This is a genomic window from Streptomyces axinellae, assembly GCF_039532135.1.
Lineage (GTDB): Bacteria > Actinomycetota > Actinomycetes > Streptomycetales > Streptomycetaceae > Streptomyces > Streptomyces axinellae.
Genome location: NZ_BAAARJ010000003.1, coordinates 137,562 through 160,146, shown reverse-complemented (window position 1 = coordinate 160,146; position 22,585 = coordinate 137,562). Strand labels below are relative to the sequence as shown.

The window sequence follows — 22,585 nt, the reverse complement described above, 5'->3', positions numbered from 1 at the left end:
CCCGCGCCCGCGCCATTGCGGAGGCCCACTCCCTCGCATCACTCCGCGCGGCCAGGTCTCCGTCGGGTCGGGCGCCGGTACGACGGTCACCGTCCGGCGTCCGGCGGAGCAGCGCAGTCTCCTCCGTCTCCCCTTTTCGGGTGAAATGGCGCATGGGCGGGCTCGCGTGCGCGAGGCGCTCTCGTTGGCTCCGGGTGTGATGAGCCAGAAGAACAGTGAAGTCAAGCGCTCCGCCCGCGAGCGGCTGCGAGTTGAGCAGGAGCGCCAGAAGACGTCGGAGAAGCGGCGCCGCACCCTCAAGGTCGGCGCCGTTGTCGTGGGAGTGCTGGTGGTCGCCGCCGTGGTGGGGGTGACCGTCGCCAGCCAGACGGGCGGCGGCGAGGCGGACGGGCAGTCGGCGAAGCCGATCAGCGTGGGCCGGGCGAGCGCGCCCGCCAAGCTGACCGTCTACGAGGACTTCCGCTGCCCCGCCTGCGGCCAGTTCGAGAACACGTACCGGGGCACGGTCAAGAGCCTGGAGAAGGCGGGCAAGCTCAAGGCCGACTACCACCTGGTCACGCTCATCGACGGCAACATGGGCGGCAGCGGCTCGCGCGAGGCGGCCAACGCGGCGGCCTGCGCGCGGGACGAGGGGAAGTTCTCCCAGTACCACGACGTGCTCTACCAGAACCAGCCCGCCGAGCAGGATGACACCTTCGCCAGCACCAAGCGGCTGTTCCAACTGGCCGGGAAGGTCCAGGGGCTGGACAGCGCGGCCTTCAGGAAGTGCGTGACCACCGGAAAGCACGACAAGTGGGTCAAGCGCTCCAACGACGACTTCCGCGCCTCCAAGCACCAGGCGACGCCGACCGTCCTGCTGGACGGCAAGGATGTCTACGGCGATCAGTCCAACCCGCTGACCCCGGACAAACTGAAGCAGATGGTCGAGCGGAAGAGCTGACGCGCGGTGTGCGGAGGGGGACGTTATGGAGCCGTTGTGCGGGCTGATTGCCGGGGGCATGCCCGGGCACGGTAGCGTCAGAGGGGCCATGGAGACCCTTGCCTTTATTCCCAGTCCGTCGGCCGGTGAGATTCACCTCGGGCCGCTCCCGCTGCGCGGCTATGCGCTCTGCATCATCCTCGGCGTGTTCGCCGCGGTCTGGCTCGGCGGGCGCCGGTGGATCGCCCGCGGCGGCCGGCCGGGCACCGTCGCCGACATCGCCGTGTGGGCCGTGCCGTTCGGCCTGATCGGTGGCCGCCTGTACCACGTCATCACCGACTACCAGCTCTACTTCGGTGAGGGGCGTAACTGGGTCGATGCGTTCCGTATCTGGGACGGCGGTCTCGGTATCTGGGGGGCCATCGCGCTCGGTGCGCTCGGCGCCTGGATCGGCTGCCGCCGCCGCGGTATCCCGCTGCCCGCCTGGGCCGACGCCGTCGCCCCCGGGGTCGCGCTGGCGCAGGCGCTGGGCCGCTGGGGCAACTGGTTCAACCAGGAGCTGTACGGCCGGGCCACCGATCTGCCCTGGGCGCTCAAGATCGACCCCGCGCACCGCCCCCTCGACACCCCGGACCTGGCGACGTACCACCCGACGTTCCTGTACGAGTCGCTGTGGTGCGTCGGTGTCGCGCTGCTGGTGATCTGGGCGGACCGGCGCTTCAAGATGGGCCATGGGCGGGCCTTCGCGCTGTATGTCGCGGCGTACACCGTAGGGCGCTTCTGGATCGAGTACATGCGGGTCGATGACGCGCACCACGTGCTCGGGATGCGGCTGAACAACTGGACGGCGATCGTCGTCTTCCTCGCCGCGGTCGCCGCCATCGTGATCTCCGCGAAGAAGCGGCCCGGCCGCGAGGAGATCGTCGAGCCGGTGCCGCCCGGCGCGGCCGACGACGACGCCGCTGTCGAGGGCGAGGCGGCGGGGGCGGCCCCGGATGTGACCGACAAGCCCGTGAAGGATGCGGGGGCGCCGAAGTCCGGGAAGTCCGGGAAGTCCGGGAAGTCCGCCAAGACTGGCGACTCCGCCAAGGGTGCCGAGTCTGCCAAGACCGGCGAGTCCGCCAAGGGCGCCGAGTCGGCAGGTGGCTCCGCGTCCGGGGACGGCGGCTCCGGCGCTGGAGCGAAGAAGTCGTCGTCGTCCGTCCCCGGGCCCGGCGCCAAGTCCGGGGACGAGGCTGTGGGCGGGCCCAAGTCGTAGGCGCCGAGACGCTGTTGCGGGACTGCCGCCGGGGAGGGTCGTCGGACTTCGACGGCCCTCCCCGCTCGTGTGTGTGACGTCGGTGGGTGGTCTGCGGCCTCGCCGCGACGGCGGGTGAGCCGGGCGGGAACCCGGCGGTGTCCGGCCGATGGCGGCCCGCCGTGCGCGGCGTTCGCGCTGCGGGGGGCTCCCGGGCCGCCTGTCGCCTGTCCGAATTGACACCTTATGTGTGCAATTCTCTGTGCGTGCTGTGGTTGATCGTCGTCCACTTCGCGGGTGCCTGCGGTGCCGGGCCGCTGGTGCGGTGGCTCGGCCCGCGGGCTTTCGTGCTGCTCGCGGCGGCCCCCGGCGCGGCGGCGGTGTGGGCGGCGGCGCAATGGGGCTCCCTCACCGAGGGGGCAGGCGGGGCCGACGGGGGAGCGCTCACCGCGCACTGGCCGTGGATCCCGTCGCTCGGCGTCGGCCTCGCACTGCGGTGCGACGCGCTCGCGCTGCTCATGGTGCTGATCGCGGGCGGCATCGGCGCGCTGGTCATGGTCTACTGCGCCGGCTACTTCGCGCCCGGCGAGCGGCGGCTCGGAGAGTTCGCGGGGACGCTGACCGCGTTCGCCGGAGCCATGCTCGGGCTCGTCCTCGCCGACGACCTGATCGCCCTGTACGTCCTGTGGGAACTCACCACGGTCTTCTCCTTCCTGCTCATCGGCCACGGCTCCGAACGCAGGACCAACCGGCGCGCCGCCCTCCAGGCCCTGCTGGTCACCACGCTCGGCGGGCTGGTGATGCTCGTCGGCTTCCTGATGCTGGGCCGCGCCGCCGGCACCTACCGGATCTCCCGGATGCTGGCCGACCCGCCGCCCCCCTCCGGACTCGTCGCCGCCGGGCTGGTGCTCGTCCTGGTGGGGGCGCTGTCGAAGTCCGCCGTGTGGCCCTTCAGCTTCTGGCTGCCGGGGGCGATGGCCGCGCCGACCCCCGTCTCCGCGTATCTGCACGCCGCGGCCATGGTCAAGGCCGGGATCTACCTGATCGCGCGGCTCGCCCCCGGCTTCGCCGACGTGGTGCCCTGGCGGGCGCTCGTCCTCGTGCTCGGCGCCGTGACCATGCTGCTGGGCGGCTGGCGGGCACTGCGCGAAACGGACCTGAAACTGCTGCTGGCCTTCGGGACGGTCAGCCAGCTGGGCTTCCTCACCCTGCTCGTCGGCGACGGCACCCGGGAGGCGGCGCTGGCCGGTACGGCGATGATCCTGGCGCACGCGCTGTTCAAGGCGCCGCTCTTCCTCGTCGTCGGCGTCATCGACCACGCCACCGGCACCCGTGACCTCAACCGGCTCTCCGGACTGGGACGTTCACTGCCGTGGTTGTGCGCTGCCGCCACGCTCGCCGGGCTCTCCATGATGGGCCTGCCGCCGCTGCTCGGGTTCGCCGCGAAGGAGGCGGCCATCTCCTCGCTCCTGCACGGCGGGGCCGCCGGGGCCCCCGAGTATGCCGCGCCGGCGGCGGTGGTCGCGGGCTCGGCGCTCACCACCGCCTACACGCTCCGCTTCTTGTGGGGCGCCTTCGCCCGCAAGGGCGGCTCGCCGCCGCTGGAGCCGGTGACCGCGCCGCCCGGCGCCCGCACCAGCGCCCTCACCTTCCTGCCGCCCGCACTGTGCGCACTGTGCGGGCTGGCGCTCGGGCCCGGCGTCGCGGCGCTCGACCCACTGCTGGCCCGCTACGCCGACACCTTTCCCCCGACGGGCCCCGCCTCCCACCTCGCGCTGTGGCACGGCATCGGCCCGGCGCTCGGGCTCTCGGCCCTCGCCTGGGTGCTGGGGGCCGCCCTCTTCCTCGCCGGCCGGCCCCTCGCCGCGCTCGGCGACACGCTCTCACAGGTGGACGGCGATCAGGTGTTCGCCCGCTCCCTGTGGAGCCTGGAGCGGCTCTCCCTCCAGCTGACCGGCCTCGTACAGCGCGGCTCGCTGCCTGTGTACCTGGGTACGGCACTCGTCGTACTGCTCGGCTTCGAAGGCGTACAGCTGGCGGTCGGCAAGCCCTGGTCGGACCTGCCGCCGCCGCGCTGGTACGACTCGGTGCCCCAACTCGTCGTCGCCATCGGTGTGGCCGCCGTCGGAGTGCTGTGCGTGATGGCCCGGCAGCGGCTCAAGGCGGCCGTGCTGGCGGGCGTCACCGGATACGGCGCCGGGGTGCTCTACGTCCTCCACGGGGCGCCCGACCTGGCGCTGACCCAGTTCGCCGTCGAGACCGTCTCGCTGATCGTCTTCGTGCTCGTCCTGCGCAGACTCCCCGCCCGCTTCCCCGACGGGGCGCAGGTGTGGCGGCTGCGGCGGGCCGTCCAACTGCTCTTCTCCGTCGCGGCGGGCGCGCTGGTCGCCGGGCTCATCCACCTCACCCTCGTCGCGCGCGTCGCCGACCCCACCGGGCCCCGGCTGCTGGCCGCCACCTCCCACGAGGGCCTCAAGAACATCGTCGCCACCACCCTCGTGGACCTGCGCGCCTGGGACACCATGGGCGAATCCGCTGTCCTGGCCGTCGCCGCCATCGGCGTCACCAGCCTCGTCTACCTGCGCCGCCGCGCCCGCGTGCCCGTCGCACTGCCGGTGCCCGGCTCCGAGGGCACCGGAGCCGGTGCGGGCGCGGCCGGGGGAGAGGGCGCCGGCTCCGCGAGCGTCGCACTGGGCGACGCCTCCGCCCGGCACACCGTCGGACGCAGGGACGCCTGGAAGCTCCCCGCCGAACCCGCCGGGCACGCCCTGCGCCACTCGCCCGTCGCACCCCGGCGCACCTGGCTCGCGGCGAGCGTCACACTGGCCCCCGAGGGCCGCTCGGTGATGTTCGAGGTGATGGCCCGGCTCGTCTTCCACCCGATCGTGGTGCTCTCGCTCTACCTGCTGTTCTGCGCGGAGAACCTGCCCGGCGGCGGCTTCACGGCAGGACTCGTGGCCGGGCTGGCGCTCGCCGTGCGCTACCTGGCCGGCGGACGGCTGGAACTGGCCGCCGCCGCGCCTGTGGACGCCGGCTTCCTGCTCGGCCTGGGACTGCTGATCCTCACCGGAACGGGGCTGGCCGGGCTCTTCCTCGGCGGCAGCGTCCTGGCCTCGGGAACCGTGCACGGCCATCTCCCGCTCGCCGGGAAGATCCACGCGGCCAGTCCCGTCCTCTTCGACAGCGGCGTCTACCTGCTGGTGCTCGGCGTCGTCCTGGACGTCCTGCGCAGCCTCGGCTCCGAGATCGACCGGCGCATGGAGCGCGAGCGCGAGAAGCGGGCTCGCGCACGCCAGGACGACCAGCTCTCCCCGGACCCCTCCGGGCCCGGCCCCCGGGGCGGAGACGGGGAAACATGACGGGCACCGTCGCCCTGGTGGCCTGCGGCGGCGTGCTGTTCGCCTCGGGCACGGCCCTGCTGCTCACCCGCCCCCTGACCCGCATCCTGCTGGGCGCCGTCCTCATCGGCAACGGCGTCAACCTCCTTGTGCTGGCCACCTCGGGCCCGGCCGGGGACGCGGCGCTGCTCTACCCCGGCACGGACCGGGCCAAGGTGGCCGACCCGCTGCCGCAGGCGTTCATCCTCACCGCCATCGTCATCACCCTCGCGCTCACCGCGTTCCTGGTGACCATGGCCTACCGCTCCTGGCAGCTGTCCGGCAGCGACGACGTGCCCGACGACACCGAGGACGTGCGCGTCGTACGCCGGGCCGAGTACGCCGAGGAACGCGAACGGCTGCGCGCCACGTATCGCGCGCGGCGCCACGAATACCGTGCGCTGGCGCACGACGAGGAAGAGCGGGAGGCGCTGGAACACAGCGCGCACCAGAGGCTCGCGCACCAGAAACTCGCGTACCAGAAGCTGGGGCGCGCTCGCGACCAGTACCGCGAGATGCGGAGGCGGGCCCGCGCCGAGGCCCGCGTGGAGGCTCGCGCGTTCCGCGCGCGGCAGGCGCGCGCGGAAGAGACGGCGGAGGAGACCCAAGGGGAGGACGACCCGTGGCAGACCATCCTGGGGGCCGACCGATGACCCGCCGAGCGCGGCTTGTCTTTTTTCCGCCGCGGTGGCGAGCGGGGCTCGCCTGTTCTCCGCCGTTGCGGCGGGAAGAGGGTGCCCCGCGGCGGAAAGAGAGCGAGCTCTGCTCGCCGGGGCGGCGATGAGCGGGGGAGCGGACCCGGCCGCCGTGGCGGCGGTTGGCTCCTCCATGGTGCCGCTGCCGGTGATTCTGCCGCTGTGCGCCGCAGGCTTGAAGCTGGCCATCGGGGCCCGGCTGGAAGGCGTGCAGCGCATCATCAGTGCGGTGGTGCTGCTGGCCGTGCTGGTGTTCTCGCTGTTGCTGCTGGTCGCCGCCGACGAGCACGGCCCGCAGGTGATGTACGCGGGCGGCTGGCCGCCGCCGGTCGGCATCGTGCTGGTGGCGGACCGGCTCTCCGCGCTGATGCTGGTGATCTCCTCGGCGGTCACGCTGTGCGTGCTGGTCTACTCCGTGGGCCAGGGCATGGCCGACAACGACGAGACGACGCCGCTGTCGGTCTTCCACCCCTCTTATCTGGTGCTGGTCGCCGGGGTCTCGGACACCTTTCTGGCGGGAGATCTGTTCAATCTGTACGTCGGCTTCGAGATCATGCTGACGGCCAGCTATGTGCTGCTGACCATCGGCGGCACCCTCGCGCGGATCCGCGCGGGCGCGACGTACGCCGTCGTCTCGCTGCTGTCGTCCGTGCTGTTCATGGCGGCCGTCGGCATGGTGTACGCGGCCACCGGCACCGTCACGATGGCCGAACTGCCCGAGCGGCTGGACGCGTTGCCCGCGAACGTGAGCACCGTCATCCAGATCGCGCTGCTCGGCGTCTTCGGTATCAAGGCCGCTGTCTTCCCGCTCGCCGCCTGGCTGCCCGACTCGTATCCGACCGCACCGGCCCCGGTGACCGCCGTGTTCGCCGGGCTGCTGACCAAGGTCGGCGTCTACGCCATGCTCCGCACCCAGACGCTGCTCTTCCCCGGCGACCGGATCGGGGGCGTGCTGATGGTGCTCGCGCTGCTGTCGCTGCTCGTCGGCATCCTGGGCGCCGTCGCCCAGACCGACTTGAAGCGGCTGCTGTCCTTCACCCTCGTCAGCCACATGGGGTACATGGTGTTCGGGGTGGCGCTGGCCTCGCACGGCGGCATCGCGGGCGCTGTCTTCTACGTGGCGCACCACATCACCGTGCAGACCACGCTCTTCCTCGTGGCCGGGCTCATCGAGCGGCGCAGCGGTACCACCGACCTCCAGAGCCTCGGCGGCCTCGCCACACTCTCGCCGCTGCTGGCGGTCATCTTCTTCATCCCGGCGATGAATCTGGCCGGTGTCCCGCCGCTGTCGGGCTTCCTCGGCAAGCTCAGCCTGCTGCGCGCCGGCGTGGGCGACGGGGGTGCGCTGGCCTACATCCTGGTCGGGGGCGGCACGGTCACCAGCCTGCTCACCCTCTACGCCCTGGCCAAGGCGTGGAACCTGGCGTTCTGGCGCGCGGCGACCCCCGAGATGTGCGCGGTGGGCACGGTCCTGGACACGGCGGAGGGCGACTCCCCGGAGGAAGAGGGGGCGCGGGGCGTGCCGGAGGAGCGGGCGGAGCGTACTGCCCGGCGGGCGGCGGCCGAGGGACAGTGTGCCGACGCGGACACGGACGCGGACGCGGATACGGGTGCGGGTGGGGGCGCCGACGCGGGCGGCGATGCCGGTGCCGACGCGGGCGGCGACGGTGACGCGGGCGGGACGGCGAAGGGGGGCCGCACACCGGGCGGTCCCCGTACGGCCCGGGGTCACCACCGGGGGCACCGGCCCGGCGGTGGGGTGCGGGCCGCGGCCGGGCTGACGCGGCGCAGGGTTTCGGCGACCTTCGGCGGCCAGGAGATCACCACCAGCAGTGTGCTGCCGGTGACCATGACCGGCGCGACCCTCGCGCTGGTCGTCTTCGGGCTCGCCTTCACGGTGCTGGCCGGACCGATGTTCGGGCTGACCGACCGGGCCGCCGGGGAACTGATCGCCCGTACTCCCTATGTGAAGGCGGTGTTGGACAGATGACGGCACCTCAGCGATTGCCCGAGGCCAGCAGGCTGCGGGCGACGCAGTGGCCGATGGTGCTCGGCCTCACCCTGCTGTGGATGCTGCTGTGGGGCACGCTCACCCTGGCGAACGTGGTCACCGGAGTGCTCGTCGCGCTGCTGGTGGTGTTCGTCTTCCCGCTGCCGCCGATCGAGAAGCAGGCGCGCGCCCACCCGGTCGGGATCCTGCTGTTCGCGGGGCGGTTCACGCTGGACATGCTGATCTCCAGCTGGCGGCTCAACCGCTACATCCTGGCCCCCGGCAAACCGCCCTGCGCGGTGCTCGGCGTCAAGATGCGCTGCCCCGGCGATCTGATGCTCACCGCGACGGCGGTGGCCGTCTCCGCCGTGCCCGGCAGCACCGTACTGGAGGTGCACCGCAGGTCGGGCACGCTCTATCTCCATGTGCTCGGCGCCGGAAAGGAGTCGGAGCGGGAGCGGGCGCGGCGGGACGCGCTGCGGCTGGAGGCCCGTGTGGTCCGCGCGTTCGGTACCGCCGCCGATGTGACGGCGATCCGGGCCTCGGAGGCGGCCGAGGAGGTGTTCGGCCGGTGGAGGTGATCCTCGCCGTGATCGCCGGACTGCTGCTCGCCGCAGGGCTGATGTTCACCCTCCGGCTGGCGCTCGGCCCCACCACCTTGGACCGCGCCGTCGCGCTCGACGCGCTGATCTCGGTGGTCATGGCCGGTATCGGCGTCCATACGGCGCTGCGGCACAACGCCTACTACCTGCCCGCGCTGCTGGTGCTCTCCTTCCTCGGCTTCACCGGATCGGTCGGCGTCGCCCGCTTCATGGCGCTGCGCGACGAGGCCGGCACGGAGGACGTCGATGAGAGCGAGGAGACCGGCAGCGGCGCGGACGGAGCGAAGGCAGCGGACGGCGGGGCCGGGGCGACGGGGGCGACGGGGGAGGCGTCATGAGGTGGACCGAGGTGGCGGACGGGGCGGGTGCCGCGTTCATGCTGGGCGGCGCCGTGCTGTGTCTGCTGGCGGGGATCGGGCTGTGGCGGCTCCCCGACGTCCTCACCCGGATGCACGCGGCCACCAAGCCGCAGTCCCTGGGCCTGCTGCTCGTCCTGATCGGTGCCGGGCTGTGGCTGCGCAACATCATCGACTTGAGCACCCTGCTACTGGTCGGCGTCTTCCAGCTGCTGACCTCGCCGGTCGCCGCGCACATGGTGGGCAGGGCCGCCTACCGGACCGGGCGCATGGACCGGGACCACATCGTCCTCGACGAGCTGGAGGAGGCCCTGCGGGCGGGCGAGCGCGACGACGAGTAGGCGGCCCCGGCCGCGGTGCGTCAGGACACGGGTGCCGCGTGGCCCGGCTGGTCGTAGCGGGGATGGTCGGTGTAGCCGCGGGGGTCGCCGCCGTAGATGGTGGCGGGATCGGCGTTGCCGAGCGGCCGGCCGTTCCGCCAGCGGGTGACGAGGTCCGGGTCGGCGATGAACGGGCGGCCCACGGCGATGACATCGGCCCGGCCCGGGCCGGTCAACTCGGTGGCGGTGGCCGGATCGGTCACCGGTTCCCAGCCGGTGTTCACGAGGGTGCTGCCGGTGAAGCGGTCCAGCAGGTCCTTCACGAGCGGCTCTCCGGGATCGCCGATGGTGTGCAGATAGGCCAGGCCCGGTGCGGAGAGCTGGTCGACGAGGGCCTGGTAGGTGCCGGCGGTCTCGTGCGGCTCTTCTTCCAGGGCGCCGTGGAGGTTGATGCCGGGAGAGACGCGGATGCCGACGCGGTCCGCGCCGATGGCCTTGCCGACGGCGTCCGCGACCTCGGTGACGAAGCGGACGCGTGCGAGCGGGTCGCCTCCGTAGGCGTCGGTGCGGTGGTCGGTGGCGGGGGAGAGGAACTGGTGCGGCAGATACCCGTTGGCGGCGTGCACTTCGACGCCGTCCACGCCCGCCCCGCGTGCGGCACGTGCCGCGTGCGGCACGTGCCGCGTGCGCGAACTCCTCGACCACTCCCGGTATTCCGGAGGTGGGCACGGCCCGAGGCACCGGATAGGGGGCGGGCCCCGCCGGGGTGTGCATGGTGCCCGCGGCGGCGAGCGCGCTGGGAGCGAGGGTGGGCGCTCCGTGCTTGTTGTCCGGGTGCGAGATGCGCCCGGCGTGCGTGAGCTGGACGACGAGGGGCGTGTCCGCCTTCCGGTTGCCGGTGCCGGTGCCGGTGCCGGAGTCGGTTTGAGTGGCTGAGTCGGTTTCGGCGTCGGAGATCATCGCGGGAGTCCTCGATCCGGGCGGAGAAGGGGCAGGTCACCGGCCTGGCGGCGGTGTGGTCGCCGCTTATGGGACGGTGCCGCCTGCCCTGCCGAAGCTGCAAGGCCGCATGCCGTTTCGGCATCCGGCGGGTATGGGAACGACGAGACGCGACATCCTGGGCGCGGTCGGGCCGCGCCTGCGGGAGCTGCGGCGACGGCGCGGCACAACGCTGGCCGAACTCGCCGAGGAGACCGGCATCAACGAGAGCACCCTCTCCCGCCTGGAGGGCGGAACGCGCAAGCCGACGCTGGAGATGCTGCTGCCGCTCGCCGAGGTGTACGCGGTCCCTCTGGACGAACTCGTCGGCGCACCCCGCACCGGCGATCCGCGCATCCACCTCGAACCGGTCACCCGCGACGGCATGACGTACGTGCCGCTCAGTCGCCCCGGCGGCGTCCGGGCGAACAAGCTGCTGATCCCCGCCAGGCCCGGTACGGAGCCGGAAATGAAGACCCATGAGGGCTTCGAATGGGTCTACGTCCTCGCGGGCAGGCTGCGGCTGCTCCTGGGCGACCAGCGCGTGGTCCTCAAGGCCGGCGAGGCGGCCGAATTCGACACCCACATCCCGCACTGGCTCGGCCCCGACGACGAGAGGACCGTGGAACTTCTCGTCCTCTTCGGGTGCCAAGGGGAGCGGGCCCACCTCGAGGCCCGCCCCGCCTGGCCCGGCCGCCGCACCACCTGACCGGGCCCGCCGCACCGGACGCCCGCCGCACGCCATCCGGTAAAGCGGCAGGTCAGCGCGGTAAGTTCGGCCTTCCTTGCTGGCAGGAAAGAGATGTTCGTGCCTAGGCTGCGAGCGTCATCGCGTAAGCGCCGACCGACGTGAAGGAGCCGTACCGGCCATGTCCGACGCCGGAGTCTCAGACCCGACCCATGCCGCACACCGCGACAACCACACCCACCGCGACGTCAACGGCGGATGGCTGCGCCCCGCCGTGTTCGGCGCGATGGACGGGCTGGTCTCCAACCTCGGCCTGATGACCGGCGTGGCGGGCAGTTCGGCGTCCTCGCAGACGATCGTCATCGCCGGGCTGTCCGGGCTCGCGGCCGGTGCCTTCTCGATGGCCGCCGGTGAGTACACCTCCGTCGCCTCCCAGCGCGAACTCGTCCAGGCCGAACTGGAGGTGGAGCGGCGCGAGCTGCGGCGCAGCCCCGGTGAGGAGGTCCAGGAGCTGGCCGCGCTCTACGAGTCGCGCGGCGTGGACGGCGCGCTCGCGCTGGAGGTCGCCCGGCAGCTGCACCGGGATCCCGAGCAGGCGCTGGAGATACACGCCCGCGAGGAGCTGGGCATCGACCCCGCCGACCTCCCCTCCCCGACCGTCGCGGCCGTCTCCTCCTTCCTGTCCTTCTCCCTGGGCGCGGTGCTGCCCGTAGTGCCGTATCTGTTCGGGGCCACCGTGCTGTGGCCCGCGGTGGTGCTGGCGCTGGTGGGGCTCTTCGTGTGCGGCGCGGTCGTCTCCCGGGTCACGGCCAGGAGCTGGTGGTACAGCGGGCTCCGCCAGCTCGCGCTGGGCGGCGCCGCCGCCGCGGTCACCTACGGGCTGGGGGCGCTGTTCGGGGTGACGGTGGGCTGACGGGCCTCGCTCGCTGCCTGCCTCGCTGCCATCCCTGTGCCGCGTCCGCCGTCCGCGCCGCGAACCGGGTGATCTCGGCGCGGCGCGGCATCGAGGACGAGGCTCCCGGACGCTGGACGGCCAGTGCGGAGGCCGCCGAGGCCCAGGCCATCGCCTCGGGCATGCTCCGGCCCTCCGCGTACGCCGTGCACAGCGCGCCCACGAACGTGTCGCCCGCCGCCGTCGTGTCCACGGCCCGCACGCGCACGGCCGGTACGGTCACCGGCTCGGCGCCCCGCGCCGCGTACAGGCTCCCGGCGGCGCCGAGTGCGACGACGACCTCCGGCACCCGCTCCAGCAGCGCGCCCGCCGCCTCGTAGGGTCCTCCTTCCCGGAGAGGGCGGCGGCCTCGTGCGCGTTGGGGACCAGCAGATCGACGAGGGAGAACAGCTCGTCGGGCAGGGGCCGCGGCCCGGCGGGCACGGGCGCCGGGGTCAGGACGGTGCGCACGCCGTGGGCGCGGGCGGCGCACGCGGCGCCCAGCACGCCTTCGAGGGGCGTCTCCAACTGGAGGAGCAGGGCCCGCGCCCGGGCGATGCGCCGCTCGTCGTCACCGGTCAAGGTGGTGACGGTGGCGTTGGCACCGGGTACGACGACGATCGCGTTGCCGCCCTCGCCGTCCACCACGATGTGCGCGGTGCCGGTGGGTGCCGCGGCGGTACGCAGTCCGGTGACGTCCACTCCGGAGGCGGTGAGCGCCGCGCGCAGTCCGCTGCCGAAGGCGTCCTCGCCCACGGCGCCGATCATCGTCACCGCGCTGCCCGAACGGGCCGCCGCGACGGCCTGGTTGGCGCCCTTGCCGCCCGGCACGGTGCGGAACCCCCGGCCCGCGACGGTCTCGCCCCGGCGCGGGGCCACCGCGACCTGCGCCACCAGGTCCACATTGGCGCTGCTCACGACGGCGAGCGCGGGCCGGGCACCCCCGGATGCGGACCGGGTGCCCCCGGATGCGGACCGGGTGCCCCCGGATGCGGGCCGGGCGCCCCCGGCGGATGCGGGCCGGGCGCCCCCGGCCGTGGGCCGCGCGGGCATGGCCGCCCCGGCGGCGGGTGTGGTGCACAACTGGGCGGTGCGCGCCGCCAGTTCGCCGAATCCGATGCCGTTCATGCCGCCCACGCTCGTGGACAGACGGTTCTTCAGGGGCGCCGTCCGGCGTGCGGGCAGCGCGCGGGGCGTGCCCGCGAGCAGCGCCGTCAGGGAGCCGGCCGTCGCGCCGTTGGAGTCGGTGTCCCAGCCGCCGGAGACGACGCGGCGGATCGTCCCGTCGAAGTCGCCGCCCGCGTGGGTGAGCGCGGCGGCCAGGAGGGCCGCGTTCGGCAGCACGTGCACCCAGTGGTGGTCGCCGTACGCGGCGTGGAGCCCGTCGACGACCTGCTCGAAACCGGCCGGGGTGGTGCTCGCCGCCTCGCGGGCCGCCGCGATGCCCGTACGGATGGCCATGGCGTACCGGCTGCCGGGCGGGACGACGGCGAGCCCGGCCGCCACACACGCGTCCACGTCCGCACCTGGGCCGCCGCCCGCCGCGCGGGCCGGCGCCGCCGCCGTGAACATCTCGCCGTACACGCCGTTCGCCGTGTGCGTGAGGACCGCGTCCCGCCAGGCCGCCCCGGCGGCGCCCGCCGGGTCGCCCGGATGGGTCCAGCCGAAGATGTCGGCACGGATCTGCGCGCCGACCCACTCGCGGAACGGGTTGCGGTACGCGCCCGTGTGCGGCGGCTCGACGCCCGCGAGCAGGTTGCGGTAGGCGACCCGCTCGGCGGTGAAGGTCCGCCCGGCCGGCAGTTCCTCCAGCCACAGCCGCGCCACGTCGCCCGTGGTGAACCCCGGCCCGTGCCGCTCCAGCAACAGCAGGGCCCAGCAGCGGGTAGTTGAGGTCGTCGTCCTCGGGCATCCCGTCGATGTTCTCGGCGAGCGAGGTGGTGGCCGAACGCCGGTTCCAGGGGTGGGCGGCGGCGAGGGCCGGATCCAGGCCCCGGGCGGTGAAGTAGCCGGTCAGAGGCCAGTTGCCGGTGGCGCGGGCCAGCGCCCGGATGACCTCCAGCGGAAGCTTCTCCACCGGCTTGGCCAGCAGGCACCCGGCCGCCCGCCCCAGCCAGGCCGCGTGCAGCCGCCCCGCCAGCGCGCTCGCCCAGGGCGCCTGCGCGGTGACTGGACCGTCCGGCCGCTCCGGCCAGTCCGGGCACGCCGCCTTGACGGCGTCCAGATCCGTCGGCTCGTAAGCCGCCAACGGCGAGGGCAGCGCCGCCAGTTCGTCCAGCAGCTCCTCGGCCAGCGCGCGCAGCGCGGGGCTCGCGGCCACGGGCGAGGCTCCGGCCCGCGCGGGCGCCGCGCGCCCGCCCGCGGCCAGCCAGCGGCGCTCGATACCGCGCGCGTCCCGGCCGTCCAGCGCCGCCTGCCGCAGCTCGTGCCCGAGCAGATCCTCGGGCTGCGCCCAGGTGAGCCGCAGCGGGGTGCCGCCTCCTTCCGCCCGCGCCGGGGCGCTGCCGGGGTGTGGCGGACCCCCGTTCATCGGGCCGCCCCCGTCAGCGCGGTGAAGGCCGCCTCGTGGGCCTGGCGGCGCTCCAGGTCGCGGGCGAAGACCTCGCGGGTGACGGTGGCGGGCGCGGCGGCGGGCGCGTGCAGGTCCAGCTTGCTGGCGCTGGCGAGCGTGCCGCTCCACTCGGTGGGCACGGCGCCCTCCCCGTGGAGCGCGCCGGCGATCGCGCCGCTCATGGAGGCGATGGAGTCGCAGTCGCGCCCGTAGTTGACCGAGCCGAGCACCGTGTGCCGGAAGTCGCCCCGGCCGACCAGCAGCATGCCCAGCGCGATCGGCAACTCCTCGATCGCGTGCAGCCGCGAGGGGCGGCGGGCGCCCAGTGAGGGCTGCCGGTAGTCGGGCCCGACAGTGTCGAACGGCGCCACCGCCTCGCGCAGCGGCCGGAGCGCCTCCTCGAAGTCCTCGTACCGCGCCGCCGTTTCGCACACGCTCTCTATCGCGGCGCGGGTGCCCCTGAGCTGGAGCCCCGGCTGCACGAGCTGTACGAGGCGTTCTTCTCGACGACGACACCCCAGGACGAGCGGCTGACCGTCTTCCAGGAACTGGATGAGCTGTACCACGATCTGGTCAAGCAGAAGACCGAGGCCCCCGGCGACGACCTGACCAGTGCGCTCATCCTCGCGGAGGACGGCGGCGAACCGCTGAGCGCCGAGGAGGTGCGCGGCAATCTGGAGGCGATGGTCGCCGCCGGTCACGAGACCACCGTCGGCCTCATCCTGTGCGCGGTACGGGCCCTGCTCACCCACCCGGACCAGCTCGCGCTCGTGCTGGACGGCGAGCTGGGCCGGGACGCGGTGATCGAGGAGACCCTGCGCTGGGAGTCGCCGTCCACGCACCTGCTGATGCGGTTCGCCACGGAGAACATCGAGGTCGGCGACCGGATCGTGCGCGAGGGGGAGGGGGTGGTCATGTCGTACCGCGCCATCGGCAGGGACCGCGGGCAGCACGGCGAGGACGCGGACAGCTTCGACATCCGCCGGGGCGGCGGCGCCCCCATCCGGCACCTGGCCTTCGGGCACGGCCCGCACATCTGCCCGGGCGCCGCGCTCTCCCGGCTGGAGGCGTCGGTCGCACTGCCCGCGCTCTTCGCCCGCTTCCCCCGGCTGCGGCCGGCGGTCCCCGCGGCCCGTATCCGCAACCGCCCGGTGCTCACCCAGAACGAACTGGAATCCCTGCCTGTGCTCCTGGGACGAGGCCCCGCTCCGCCCGAGCCGCTTCCGCCCCGCTCCAGTCCGAGCCGCTCCGGCCCACGGCCGGAAGGCGCTCTTCCGGGGCGGCCGGGCCCACGCCCGGGCCGGCCGCGCGCCCGTTCACGCGTACCGCACCCGCCGTGACCTGCGCAGACGCACATCTGCCGCGTGCTGCCGCCCCCGCTGTGACCTGAATCACGGCGCACGGTACGCGGAGCGGTGCATGATCCGTGTGTTACCCAACGGTTTCATTTGTTGCGCCGTTGGGCAGGAGTCCGTGAAGCCGCGGCAATGACGCCGGGGCGTTTCTTGAGAACACCGCTCATCACCGGGGGCCCACCCCCTCCCCGCTCCGCGCAGGTCCCATAAGGGCCCCCTCGCGCCGCTTTCCCCGTGCCGGGAGTCCGGTACGTTTGTCCGCATGCTGAGCTGCGGCTATCCACTTTTCGGGAAGTCGGCCATCATGTAACCTGCGTGAAAATTTTTTGCCACGTGAGGGCCAATGTCGTCCCTCGGTACGCACCACCTGCCACGAGACGACGGGAGACGCCAATGCGTGCTGTGCCGACAGCGGCTTGGGCCGCCCACCACCCTGCCAAGCAGGGGATGTACGACCCCCGGTACGAGCATGACGCCTGCGGTGTCGGCTTCGTGGCCACTTTGACCGGTGAGGCCAGCCATACGCTGGTGGAAAAGGCCCTCACGGTGCTCCGCAACCTCGAACACCGGGGCGCGACCGGCTCCGACCCCGACACGGGGGACGGCGCGGGCATCCTGCTCCAGGTTCCGGACGCCTTCCTCCGCGAGAACGTCTCCTTCGCCCTCCCCGAGGCGGGCTCCTACGCCGTGGGGATCGCCTTCCTCCCGGCCGAGAACGGCGAGCACGCCGCAGAGCACGCATCCGCCGACGCCGTCTCACACATCGAGACGCTGGCGTCCGAGGAAGGACTGCGCGTACTCGGCTGGCGCGAGGTGCCGGTCGCGCCGCAGCTGCTGGGCACCGGCGCCCGCGCCACCATGCCGGTCTTCCGGCAGCTGTTCGTGGCCGCCGCCGACGGCGAGCGCAGCGGCATCGCACTGGACCGGCTCGCCTTCGTACTGCGCAAGCGCGCCGAGCGCGAGGCCGGCGTCTACTTCCCCTCGCTGTCCGCGCGCACCCTCGTCTACAAGGGCATGCTCACCACCGGACAGCTGGAGCCCTTCTTCCCGGACCTGTCCGACCGCCGCTTCGCGACCGCGATCGCGCTGGTGCACTCCCGTTTCTCCACCAACACCTTCCCGAGCTGGCCGCTGGCCCACCCGTACCGCTTCGTCGCGCACAACGGCGAGATCAACACGGTGCAGGGCAACCGCAACTGGATGCGCGCCCGCGAATCCCAGCTCAATTCCGGGCTGTTCGGGGATCACGAGACGCTGGAGCGGATCTTCCCGGTCAACACGCCGGGCGCCTCCGACTCGGCGACCTTCGACGAGGTGCTCGAACTCCTCCACCTCGGCGGCCGTTCGCTGCCGCACTCCGTGCTGATGATGGTGCCCGAAGCCTGGGAGAGCGCCGAGTCGCAGGACTCGATGGACCCCGCACGCCGCGCCTTCTACCAGTACCACTCCACGATGATGGAGCCCTGGGACGGGCCCGCCTGCGTCACCTTCACCGACGGCACCCAGGTCGGCGCGGTTCTCGACCGCAACGGCCTGCGCCCGGGCCGGTACTGGGTCACCGACGACGGCCTCGTCGTCCTGGCCTCCGAGGTCGGCGTCCTGGACATCGACCCCGCCAGGGTCGTCCGCAAGGGCCGCCTCCAGCCCGGCCGGATGTTCCTCGTGGACACCGCCGAGCGCCGCATCATCGAGGACGACGAGATCAAGGCGGCCCTCGCCGCCGAGCAGCCCTACCAGGAGTGGCTCGACGCCGGTCTGATCAAGCTCGCCGACCTTCCCGAGCGCGAACACATCGTCCACACCCACGCCTCGGTCACCCGCCGCCAGCAGACCTTCGGCTACACCGAGGAGGAGCTGCGCGTCCTGCTCGCCCCCATGGCGCGGGCCGGCGCCGAGCCGATCGGCTCCATGGGCACGGACTCGCCGATCGCCGCGCTCTCCGAGCGCCCCCGGCTGATCTTCGACTACTTCACCCAGCTGTTCGCGCAGGTCACCAACCCGCCGCTGGACGCGATCCGCGAGGAGCTGGTCACCTCGCTGCACTCGCCGCTGGGCCCGCAGGGCAACCTGCTGGACCCGACGGCCGCCTCCTGCCGCAGCGTCAACCTGCCCTTCCCCGTCATCGACAACGACGAGCTGGCCAAGCTCATCCACATCAACGCCGACGGTGACCTGCCGGGCTTCAAGTCCGCCACGCTCTCCGGGCTCTACAAGGTCGCCGAAGGCGGGGAGGGCCTCGCCGCCCGCATCGAGCAGATCTGCGCGGAAGCCGACGACGCCATCGAGGCCGGGGCCCGGCTCATCGTCTTGTCCGACCGCCACTCGGACGCCGAGCACGCGCCGATCCCCTCGCTGCTGCTCACCTCCGCCGTGCACCACCACCTCATCCGCACCAAGCAGCGCACCCAGGTCGGGCTGCTGATCGAGGCCGGTGACGTCCGCGAGGTCCACCACGTCGCGCTGCTCATCGGATACGGCGCCGCCGCGGTCAACCCCTACCTGGCCATGGAGTCGGTCGAGGACCTGGTCCGCGCCGGCACCTTCCTGCCCGGCCCCGGCGAGATGGCGCCCGAGCAGGCCATCCGCAACCTCATCTACGCGTTGGGCAAGGGCGTGCTGAAGGTGATGTCCAAGATGGGCATCTCCACCGTCGCCTCCTACCGGGGCGCGCAGGTCTTCGAGGCCGTCGGCCTGGACGAGGCGTTCGTGGACACCTACTTCCACGGCACCACCACCAAGATCGGCGGCGCGGGCCTGGACGTCATCGCCCAGGAGGTCGCGGCCCGGCACGCCAAGGCGTACCCCGCCTCCGGCATCGCCTCGGCGCACCGCGCCCTCGACATCGGCGGCGAGTACCAGTGGCGCCGCGAGGGCGAGCCGCACCTGTTCGACCCGGACACCGTCTTCCGGCTCCAGCACGCCACCCGCCAGCGCAGCTACGACATCTTCAAGCAGTACACCTCCCGCGTGGACGAGCAGTCCGAGCGGCTGATGACCCTGCGCGGCCTCTTCGGCTTCAAGAGCGGCCGGGACCCGATCTCCGTGGACGAGGTCGAGCCCGCGAGCGAGATCGTCAAGCGGTTCTCCACCGGCGCCATGTCCTACGGCTCCATCTCGCAGGAGGCCCACGAGACGCTGGCCATCGCCATGAACCAGCTCGGCGGCAAGTCCAACACCGGGGAGGGCGGCGAGGACGCCGACCGGCTCTACGACCCGGCGCGGCGCTCCGCCATCAAGCAGGTCGCCTCCGGCCGCTTCGGCGTCACCTCCGAATACCTCGTCAACTCCGACGACATCCAGATCAAGATGGCCCAGGGCGCCAAGCCCGGCGAGGGCGGCCAGCTGCCCGGCCACAAGGTCTACCCGTGGGTTGCCAAGACCCGGCACTCCACCCCCGGTGTCGGCCTCATCTCGCCGCCCCCGCACCACGACATCTACTCCATCGAGGACCTCGCCCAGCTCATCCACGACCTGAAGAACGCCAACCCGCAGGCCCGCATCCACGTGAAGCTGGTCTCCGAGGTCGGCGTCGGCACGGTCGCGGCGGGCGTCAGCAAGGCCCACGCGGACGTCGTCCTCATCTCCGGCCACGACGGCGGCACGGGCGCCTCCCCGCTCACCTCGCTCAAGCACGCGGGCGGCCCCTGGGAGCTGGGCCTGGCCGAAACCCAGCAGACGCTGCTGCTCAACGGGCTGCGCGACCGCATCGTCGTGCAGACCGACGGCCAGCTCAAGACCGGCCGCGACGTGGTGATCGCCGCGCTGCTGGGCGCCGAGGAGTTCGGCTTCGCCACCGCCCCGCTGGTGGTCTCCGGCTGCGTGATGATGCGCGTGTGCCACCTGGACACCTGCCCGGTCGGCATCGCCACCCAGAACCCGGTGCTGCGCGAGCGCTACAGCGGCAAGGCCGAATACGTCGTCAACTTCTTCCAGTTCATCGCCGAAGAGGTCCGCGAGCTGCTGGCCGAGCTGGGCTTCCGCAGCCTGGACGAGGCCATCGGGCACGCCGAACTGCTCGACACCTCGCGCGCAGTCAGCCACTGGAAGGGCCAGGGCCTCGACCTCGCCCCGCTGCTGCACATCCCCGACCTGCCCGAGGGCACGGTGCGCCACCAGGCCGTCGGCCAGGACCACGCGCTGGAGAAGGCGCTGGACAACCAGCTCATCAAGCTGGCCGCCGACGCGCTGCACGCGGACACCGCCGAGGCCGCCCAGCCCGTGCGCGCCCAGATCGCCATCCGCAACGTGAACCGGACCGTCGGCACGATGCTCGGCCACGAGGTCACCAAGAAGTTCGGCGGCGCCGGACTGCCGGACGACACGATCGACCTCACCTTCACCGGCTCGGCCGGCCAGTCCTTCGGCGCCTTCGTCCCCCGGGGCGTCACCCTGCGCCTGGAGGGAGATGCCAACGACTACGTCGGCAAGGGCCTGTCCGGCGGGCGGCTGATCGTCCGCCCGGACCGGGGCGCCGACCACCTCGCCGAGTTCTCCACCATCGCGGGCAACACCCTCGCCTACGGCGCGACCGGCGGCGAGATCTTCCTGCGCGGACGCGTCGGAGAGCGCTTCTGCGTGCGCAACTCGGGCGCGCTGGTCGTCTCCGAGGGCGTGGGCGACCACGGGTGTGAGTACATGACCGGCGGCGCCGCCGTCGTCCTCGGCACCACGGGCCGCAACTTCGGCGCCGGGATGTCCGGCGGTGTCGCCTACGTCATCGACCTGGACCCGGCCAACGTCAACGCGGGCCTGCGTCCGGCCGTCGAGGAGCTGGACGACGAGGACAAGGCGTGGCTGCACGAGGCCGTGCGCCGCCACCAGGAGGAGACCGGCTCGACCGTGGCCGCCAAGCTCCTCGCCGACTGGGAAGGACCGAAGGGGGCGCTCGCCCGCTTCAGCAAGGTCCTCCCCGCCACCTACAAGGCCGTGCTCGCCGCCAAGGACGCCGCCGAGCGGGCCGGACTCACCGAGTCCGAGACCCACGAGAAGATGATGGAGGCGGCGACCAATGGCTGACCCCAAGGGCTTCCTGACCACCGACCGCGAGGTCGCCCAGTCCCGTCCGGTCGAGGAGCGGGTCAAGGACTGGAACGAGGTCTATGTTCCCGGCTCCCTGCTGCCCATCATCAGCAAGCAGGCCGGACGCTGCATGGACTGCGGCATCCCCTTCTGCCACAACGGCTGTCCGCTGGGCAACCTCATCCCCGAGTGGAACGACTACGCCTACCGGGGCGACTGGACGGCGGCCTCCGAGCGCCTCCACGCCACGAACAACTTCCCCGAGTTCACCGGACGGCTGTGCCCCGCGCCCTGCGAGTCCGCGTGCGTGCTGGGCATCAACCAGCCGCCGGTCACCATCAAGAACGTCGAGGTCTCCATCATCGACAAGGCGTGGGAGACCGGCGACGTCACCCCGCAGCCGCCCGAGCGCCTGTCGGGCAAGACGGTCGCGGTGATCGGCTCGGGCCCGTCCGGCCTGGCCGCGGCGCAGCAGCTCACCCGCGCGGGCCACACGGTCGCGGTCTACGAGCGCGCGGACCGCCTCGGCGGGCTCCTCCGCTACGGCATCCCCGAGTTCAAGATGGAAAAGCGCCACATCAACCGCCGTATCGAGCAGATGCGCGCGGAGGGCACCAAGTTCCGTACGGGTGTGGAGATCGGGCGCGACATCGACGCGAAGAAGCTGCGCAAGCGCTACGACGCCGTCGTCATCGCGGCGGGCGCCACCACGGCCCGCGACCTGCCCGTCCCCGGCCGCGAGCTGAACGGCATCCACCAGGCGATGGAGTACTTGCCGCTGTCCAACAAGGTGCAGGAAGGCGACTTCGTCTCCCCGCCCATCACCGCCGAGGGCAAGCACGTCATCGTCATCGGCGGCGGCGACACCGGCGCCGACTGCGTCGGCACCGCGCACCGCCAGGGCGCGGCCTCCGTCACCCAACTGGAGATCATGCCCAAGCCGGGCGAGGAGCGGGACCCGGCCCGCCAGCCGTGGCCGACCTTCCCCATGCTCTACAAGGTGACCTCCGCCCACGAGGAGGGCGGCGAGCGGGTCTACTCCGTCAACACCACCCACTTCGAGGGCGACGAGGACGGCAACGTCCAGTGGCTGCACCTGGTCGAGGTGGAGATGGTGAACGGAAAGCTGGAGCCCAAGCCCGGCACCGAACGCAAGATCCCCGCCCAACTGGTCACCCTCGCCATGGGCTTCACCGGCATCGACCGCGAGAACGGCCTGGTCGAGCAGTTCGGCGTCGAACTCGACGCACGGGGCAACGTCGCCCGCGACGACTCCTACGCCACGAACGTCCCCGGCGTGTACGTCGCCGGTGACGCCGGGCGCGGCCAGTCCCTCATCGTCTGGGCCATCGCCGAGGGCCGCTCGGCGGCCAAGGCCGTGGACCGCGACCTCACGGGCGAACCCAGCACCCTCCACGCCCCCATCCGCCCCACGGACCGCTCTTTGACGGTCTGACCCCCGCCGCGGAGCAGGGGCTCTCCCGTGCTCCCTGACTTCCGCTCCCTCCCTGGCTTCCGTACAACGGAGTACGGATTCTGACGCGGCGCCCGCTGTCCCCGACCGGAC

Annotated in this window: 13 protein-coding genes and 4 pseudogenes; 13 read left to right on the top strand and 4 right to left on the bottom strand. The window is 72.7% G+C overall.

All coding sequences use genetic code 11. From position 1 onward, the window contains the following. Positions 1–199: 199 nt before the first annotated feature. From ABD339_RS05220 to mnhG, 8 genes are all read left to right on the top strand, one after another. Positions 200–940, top strand: a complete 741-nt coding sequence (locus tag ABD339_RS05220) for a DsbA family protein (RefSeq protein ID WP_344562639.1) — start codon at positions 200–202, stop codon at positions 938–940. A gap of 88 nt (positions 941–1,028) precedes the next feature. Further along, on the top strand, positions 1,029–2,177 hold the full coding sequence (gene lgt, locus ABD339_RS05215) for a prolipoprotein diacylglyceryl transferase (RefSeq protein WP_344562637.1): 1,149 nt from the start codon (positions 1,029–1,031) through the stop codon (positions 2,175–2,177). Positions 2,178–2,422: 245 nt separating this feature from the next. Next, a complete protein-coding gene (locus tag ABD339_RS05210) occupies positions 2,423–5,515 on the top strand; it encodes a Na+/H+ antiporter subunit A (protein WP_344562636.1) in 3,093 nt (1,030 codons plus the stop codon). Further along, positions 5,512–6,186 (top strand): Na(+)/H(+) antiporter subunit C, encoded by a 675-nt coding sequence (locus ABD339_RS05205; protein WP_344562634.1) that lies wholly within the window; start codon positions 5,512–5,514, stop codon positions 6,184–6,186. The genes ABD339_RS05210 and ABD339_RS05205 overlap by 4 nt, the downstream gene beginning before the upstream one ends. A 127-nt stretch (positions 6,187–6,313) precedes the next feature. Then, positions 6,314–8,218, top strand: coding sequence for a Na+/H+ antiporter subunit D (locus tag ABD339_RS05200; protein WP_344562632.1), 1,905 nt, complete (start codon positions 6,314–6,316; stop codon positions 8,216–8,218). Beyond that, positions 8,215–8,799: a Na+/H+ antiporter subunit E gene (locus tag ABD339_RS05195; RefSeq protein ID WP_344562630.1), complete on the top strand. Its 585-nt coding sequence runs from the start codon at positions 8,215–8,217 to the stop codon at positions 8,797–8,799. The genes ABD339_RS05200 and ABD339_RS05195 overlap by 4 nt, the downstream gene beginning before the upstream one ends. Beyond that, complete coding sequence (locus ABD339_RS05190) at positions 8,790–9,158, top strand: MrpF/PhaF family protein (RefSeq protein ID WP_344562628.1); 369 nt, start codon at positions 8,790–8,792, stop codon at positions 9,156–9,158. Before ABD339_RS05195 ends, ABD339_RS05190 begins: the two co-directional genes overlap by 10 nt. After that, a complete protein-coding gene (gene mnhG / locus ABD339_RS05185; RefSeq protein ID WP_344562627.1) occupies positions 9,155–9,517 on the top strand; it encodes a monovalent cation/H(+) antiporter subunit G in 363 nt (120 codons plus the stop codon). Before ABD339_RS05190 ends, mnhG begins: the two co-directional genes overlap by 4 nt. A 20-nt stretch (positions 9,518–9,537) precedes the next feature. On the opposite strand, the gene ABD339_RS05180 is transcribed toward mnhG, so the two are convergent. After that, positions 9,538–10,173, bottom strand: coding sequence for an oxidoreductase (locus ABD339_RS05180; protein WP_344562625.1), 636 nt, complete (start codon positions 10,171–10,173; stop codon positions 9,538–9,540). 416 nt (positions 10,174–10,589) lie between these two features. On the opposite strand from ABD339_RS05180, the gene ABD339_RS05175 reads away from it, so the two are divergent. Together ABD339_RS05175 and ABD339_RS05170 are read left to right on the top strand one after the other, a co-directional pair. Continuing rightward, the gene (locus tag ABD339_RS05175) at positions 10,590–11,183 is read left to right on the top strand and encodes an XRE family transcriptional regulator (protein WP_344562623.1); all 594 of its coding nucleotides are present in this window, start codon (positions 10,590–10,592) and stop codon (positions 11,181–11,183) included. A 160-nt stretch (positions 11,184–11,343) separates the two neighbouring features. Next, positions 11,344–12,075, top strand: a complete 732-nt coding sequence (locus tag ABD339_RS05170) for a VIT1/CCC1 transporter family protein (RefSeq protein ID WP_344562621.1) — start codon at positions 11,344–11,346, stop codon at positions 12,073–12,075. On the opposite strand, the pseudogene ABD339_RS05165 reads toward ABD339_RS05170, so the two are convergent. The 3 pseudogenes from ABD339_RS05165 to ABD339_RS05155 all read right to left on the bottom strand — a co-directional run. Continuing rightward, positions 12,032–13,011, bottom strand: a pseudogene (locus ABD339_RS05165) (ribokinase). The gene ABD339_RS05170 and the pseudogene ABD339_RS05165 sit on opposite strands and share 44 nt — an antisense overlap. A gap of 150 nt (positions 13,012–13,161) precedes the next feature. Further along, positions 13,162–14,623, bottom strand: a pseudogene (locus tag ABD339_RS05160) (ADP-ribosylglycohydrolase family protein); the annotation flags it as partial. After that, positions 14,620–15,102: pseudogene (locus tag ABD339_RS05155) on the bottom strand (ADP-ribosylglycohydrolase family protein); the annotation flags it as partial. The pseudogenes ABD339_RS05160 and ABD339_RS05155, both read right to left, overlap by 4 nt. A 30-nt stretch (positions 15,103–15,132) precedes the next feature. Between ABD339_RS05155 and ABD339_RS05150 the strand changes: the two are divergent. The 3 genes and pseudogenes from ABD339_RS05150 to ABD339_RS05140 form a co-directional block, all read left to right on the top strand. Then, positions 15,133–15,840, top strand: a pseudogene (locus ABD339_RS05150) (cytochrome P450); the annotation flags it as partial. A gap of 552 nt (positions 15,841–16,392) precedes the next feature. Further along, complete coding sequence (gltB, locus tag ABD339_RS05145; protein ID WP_344562619.1) at positions 16,393–21,015, top strand: glutamate synthase large subunit; 4,623 nt, start codon at positions 16,393–16,395, stop codon at positions 21,013–21,015. Further along, positions 21,008–22,474, top strand: a complete 1,467-nt coding sequence (locus ABD339_RS05140; protein WP_344562617.1) for a glutamate synthase subunit beta — start codon at positions 21,008–21,010, stop codon at positions 22,472–22,474. The genes gltB and ABD339_RS05140 overlap by 8 nt, the downstream gene beginning before the upstream one ends. The last annotated feature ends 111 nt before the right edge of the window (positions 22,475–22,585 follow it).

Coding starts and splice junctions, on each gene's coding strand:
- ABD339_RS05140 (WP_344562617.1), top strand. CDS start 21,008: ATGGCTGACCCCAAGGGCTTCCTGACCACCGACCGCGAGGTCGCCCAG.
- ABD339_RS05195 (WP_344562630.1), top strand. CDS start 8,215: ATGACGGCACCTCAGCGATTGCCCGAGGCCAGCAGGCTGCGGGCGACG.
- mnhG (WP_344562627.1), top strand. CDS start 9,155: ATGAGGTGGACCGAGGTGGCGGACGGGGCGGGTGCCGCGTTCATGCTG.
- lgt (WP_344562637.1), top strand. CDS start 1,029: ATGGAGACCCTTGCCTTTATTCCCAGTCCGTCGGCCGGTGAGATTCAC.
- ABD339_RS05175 (WP_344562623.1), top strand. CDS start 10,590: ATGGGAACGACGAGACGCGACATCCTGGGCGCGGTCGGGCCGCGCCTG.
- gltB (WP_344562619.1), top strand. CDS start 16,393: ATGCGTGCTGTGCCGACAGCGGCTTGGGCCGCCCACCACCCTGCCAAG.
- ABD339_RS05205 (WP_344562634.1), top strand. CDS start 5,512: ATGACGGGCACCGTCGCCCTGGTGGCCTGCGGCGGCGTGCTGTTCGCC.
- ABD339_RS05170 (WP_344562621.1), top strand. CDS start 11,344: ATGTCCGACGCCGGAGTCTCAGACCCGACCCATGCCGCACACCGCGAC.
- ABD339_RS05200 (WP_344562632.1), top strand. CDS start 6,314: ATGAGCGGGGGAGCGGACCCGGCCGCCGTGGCGGCGGTTGGCTCCTCC.
- ABD339_RS05220 (WP_344562639.1), top strand. CDS start 200: ATGAGCCAGAAGAACAGTGAAGTCAAGCGCTCCGCCCGCGAGCGGCTG.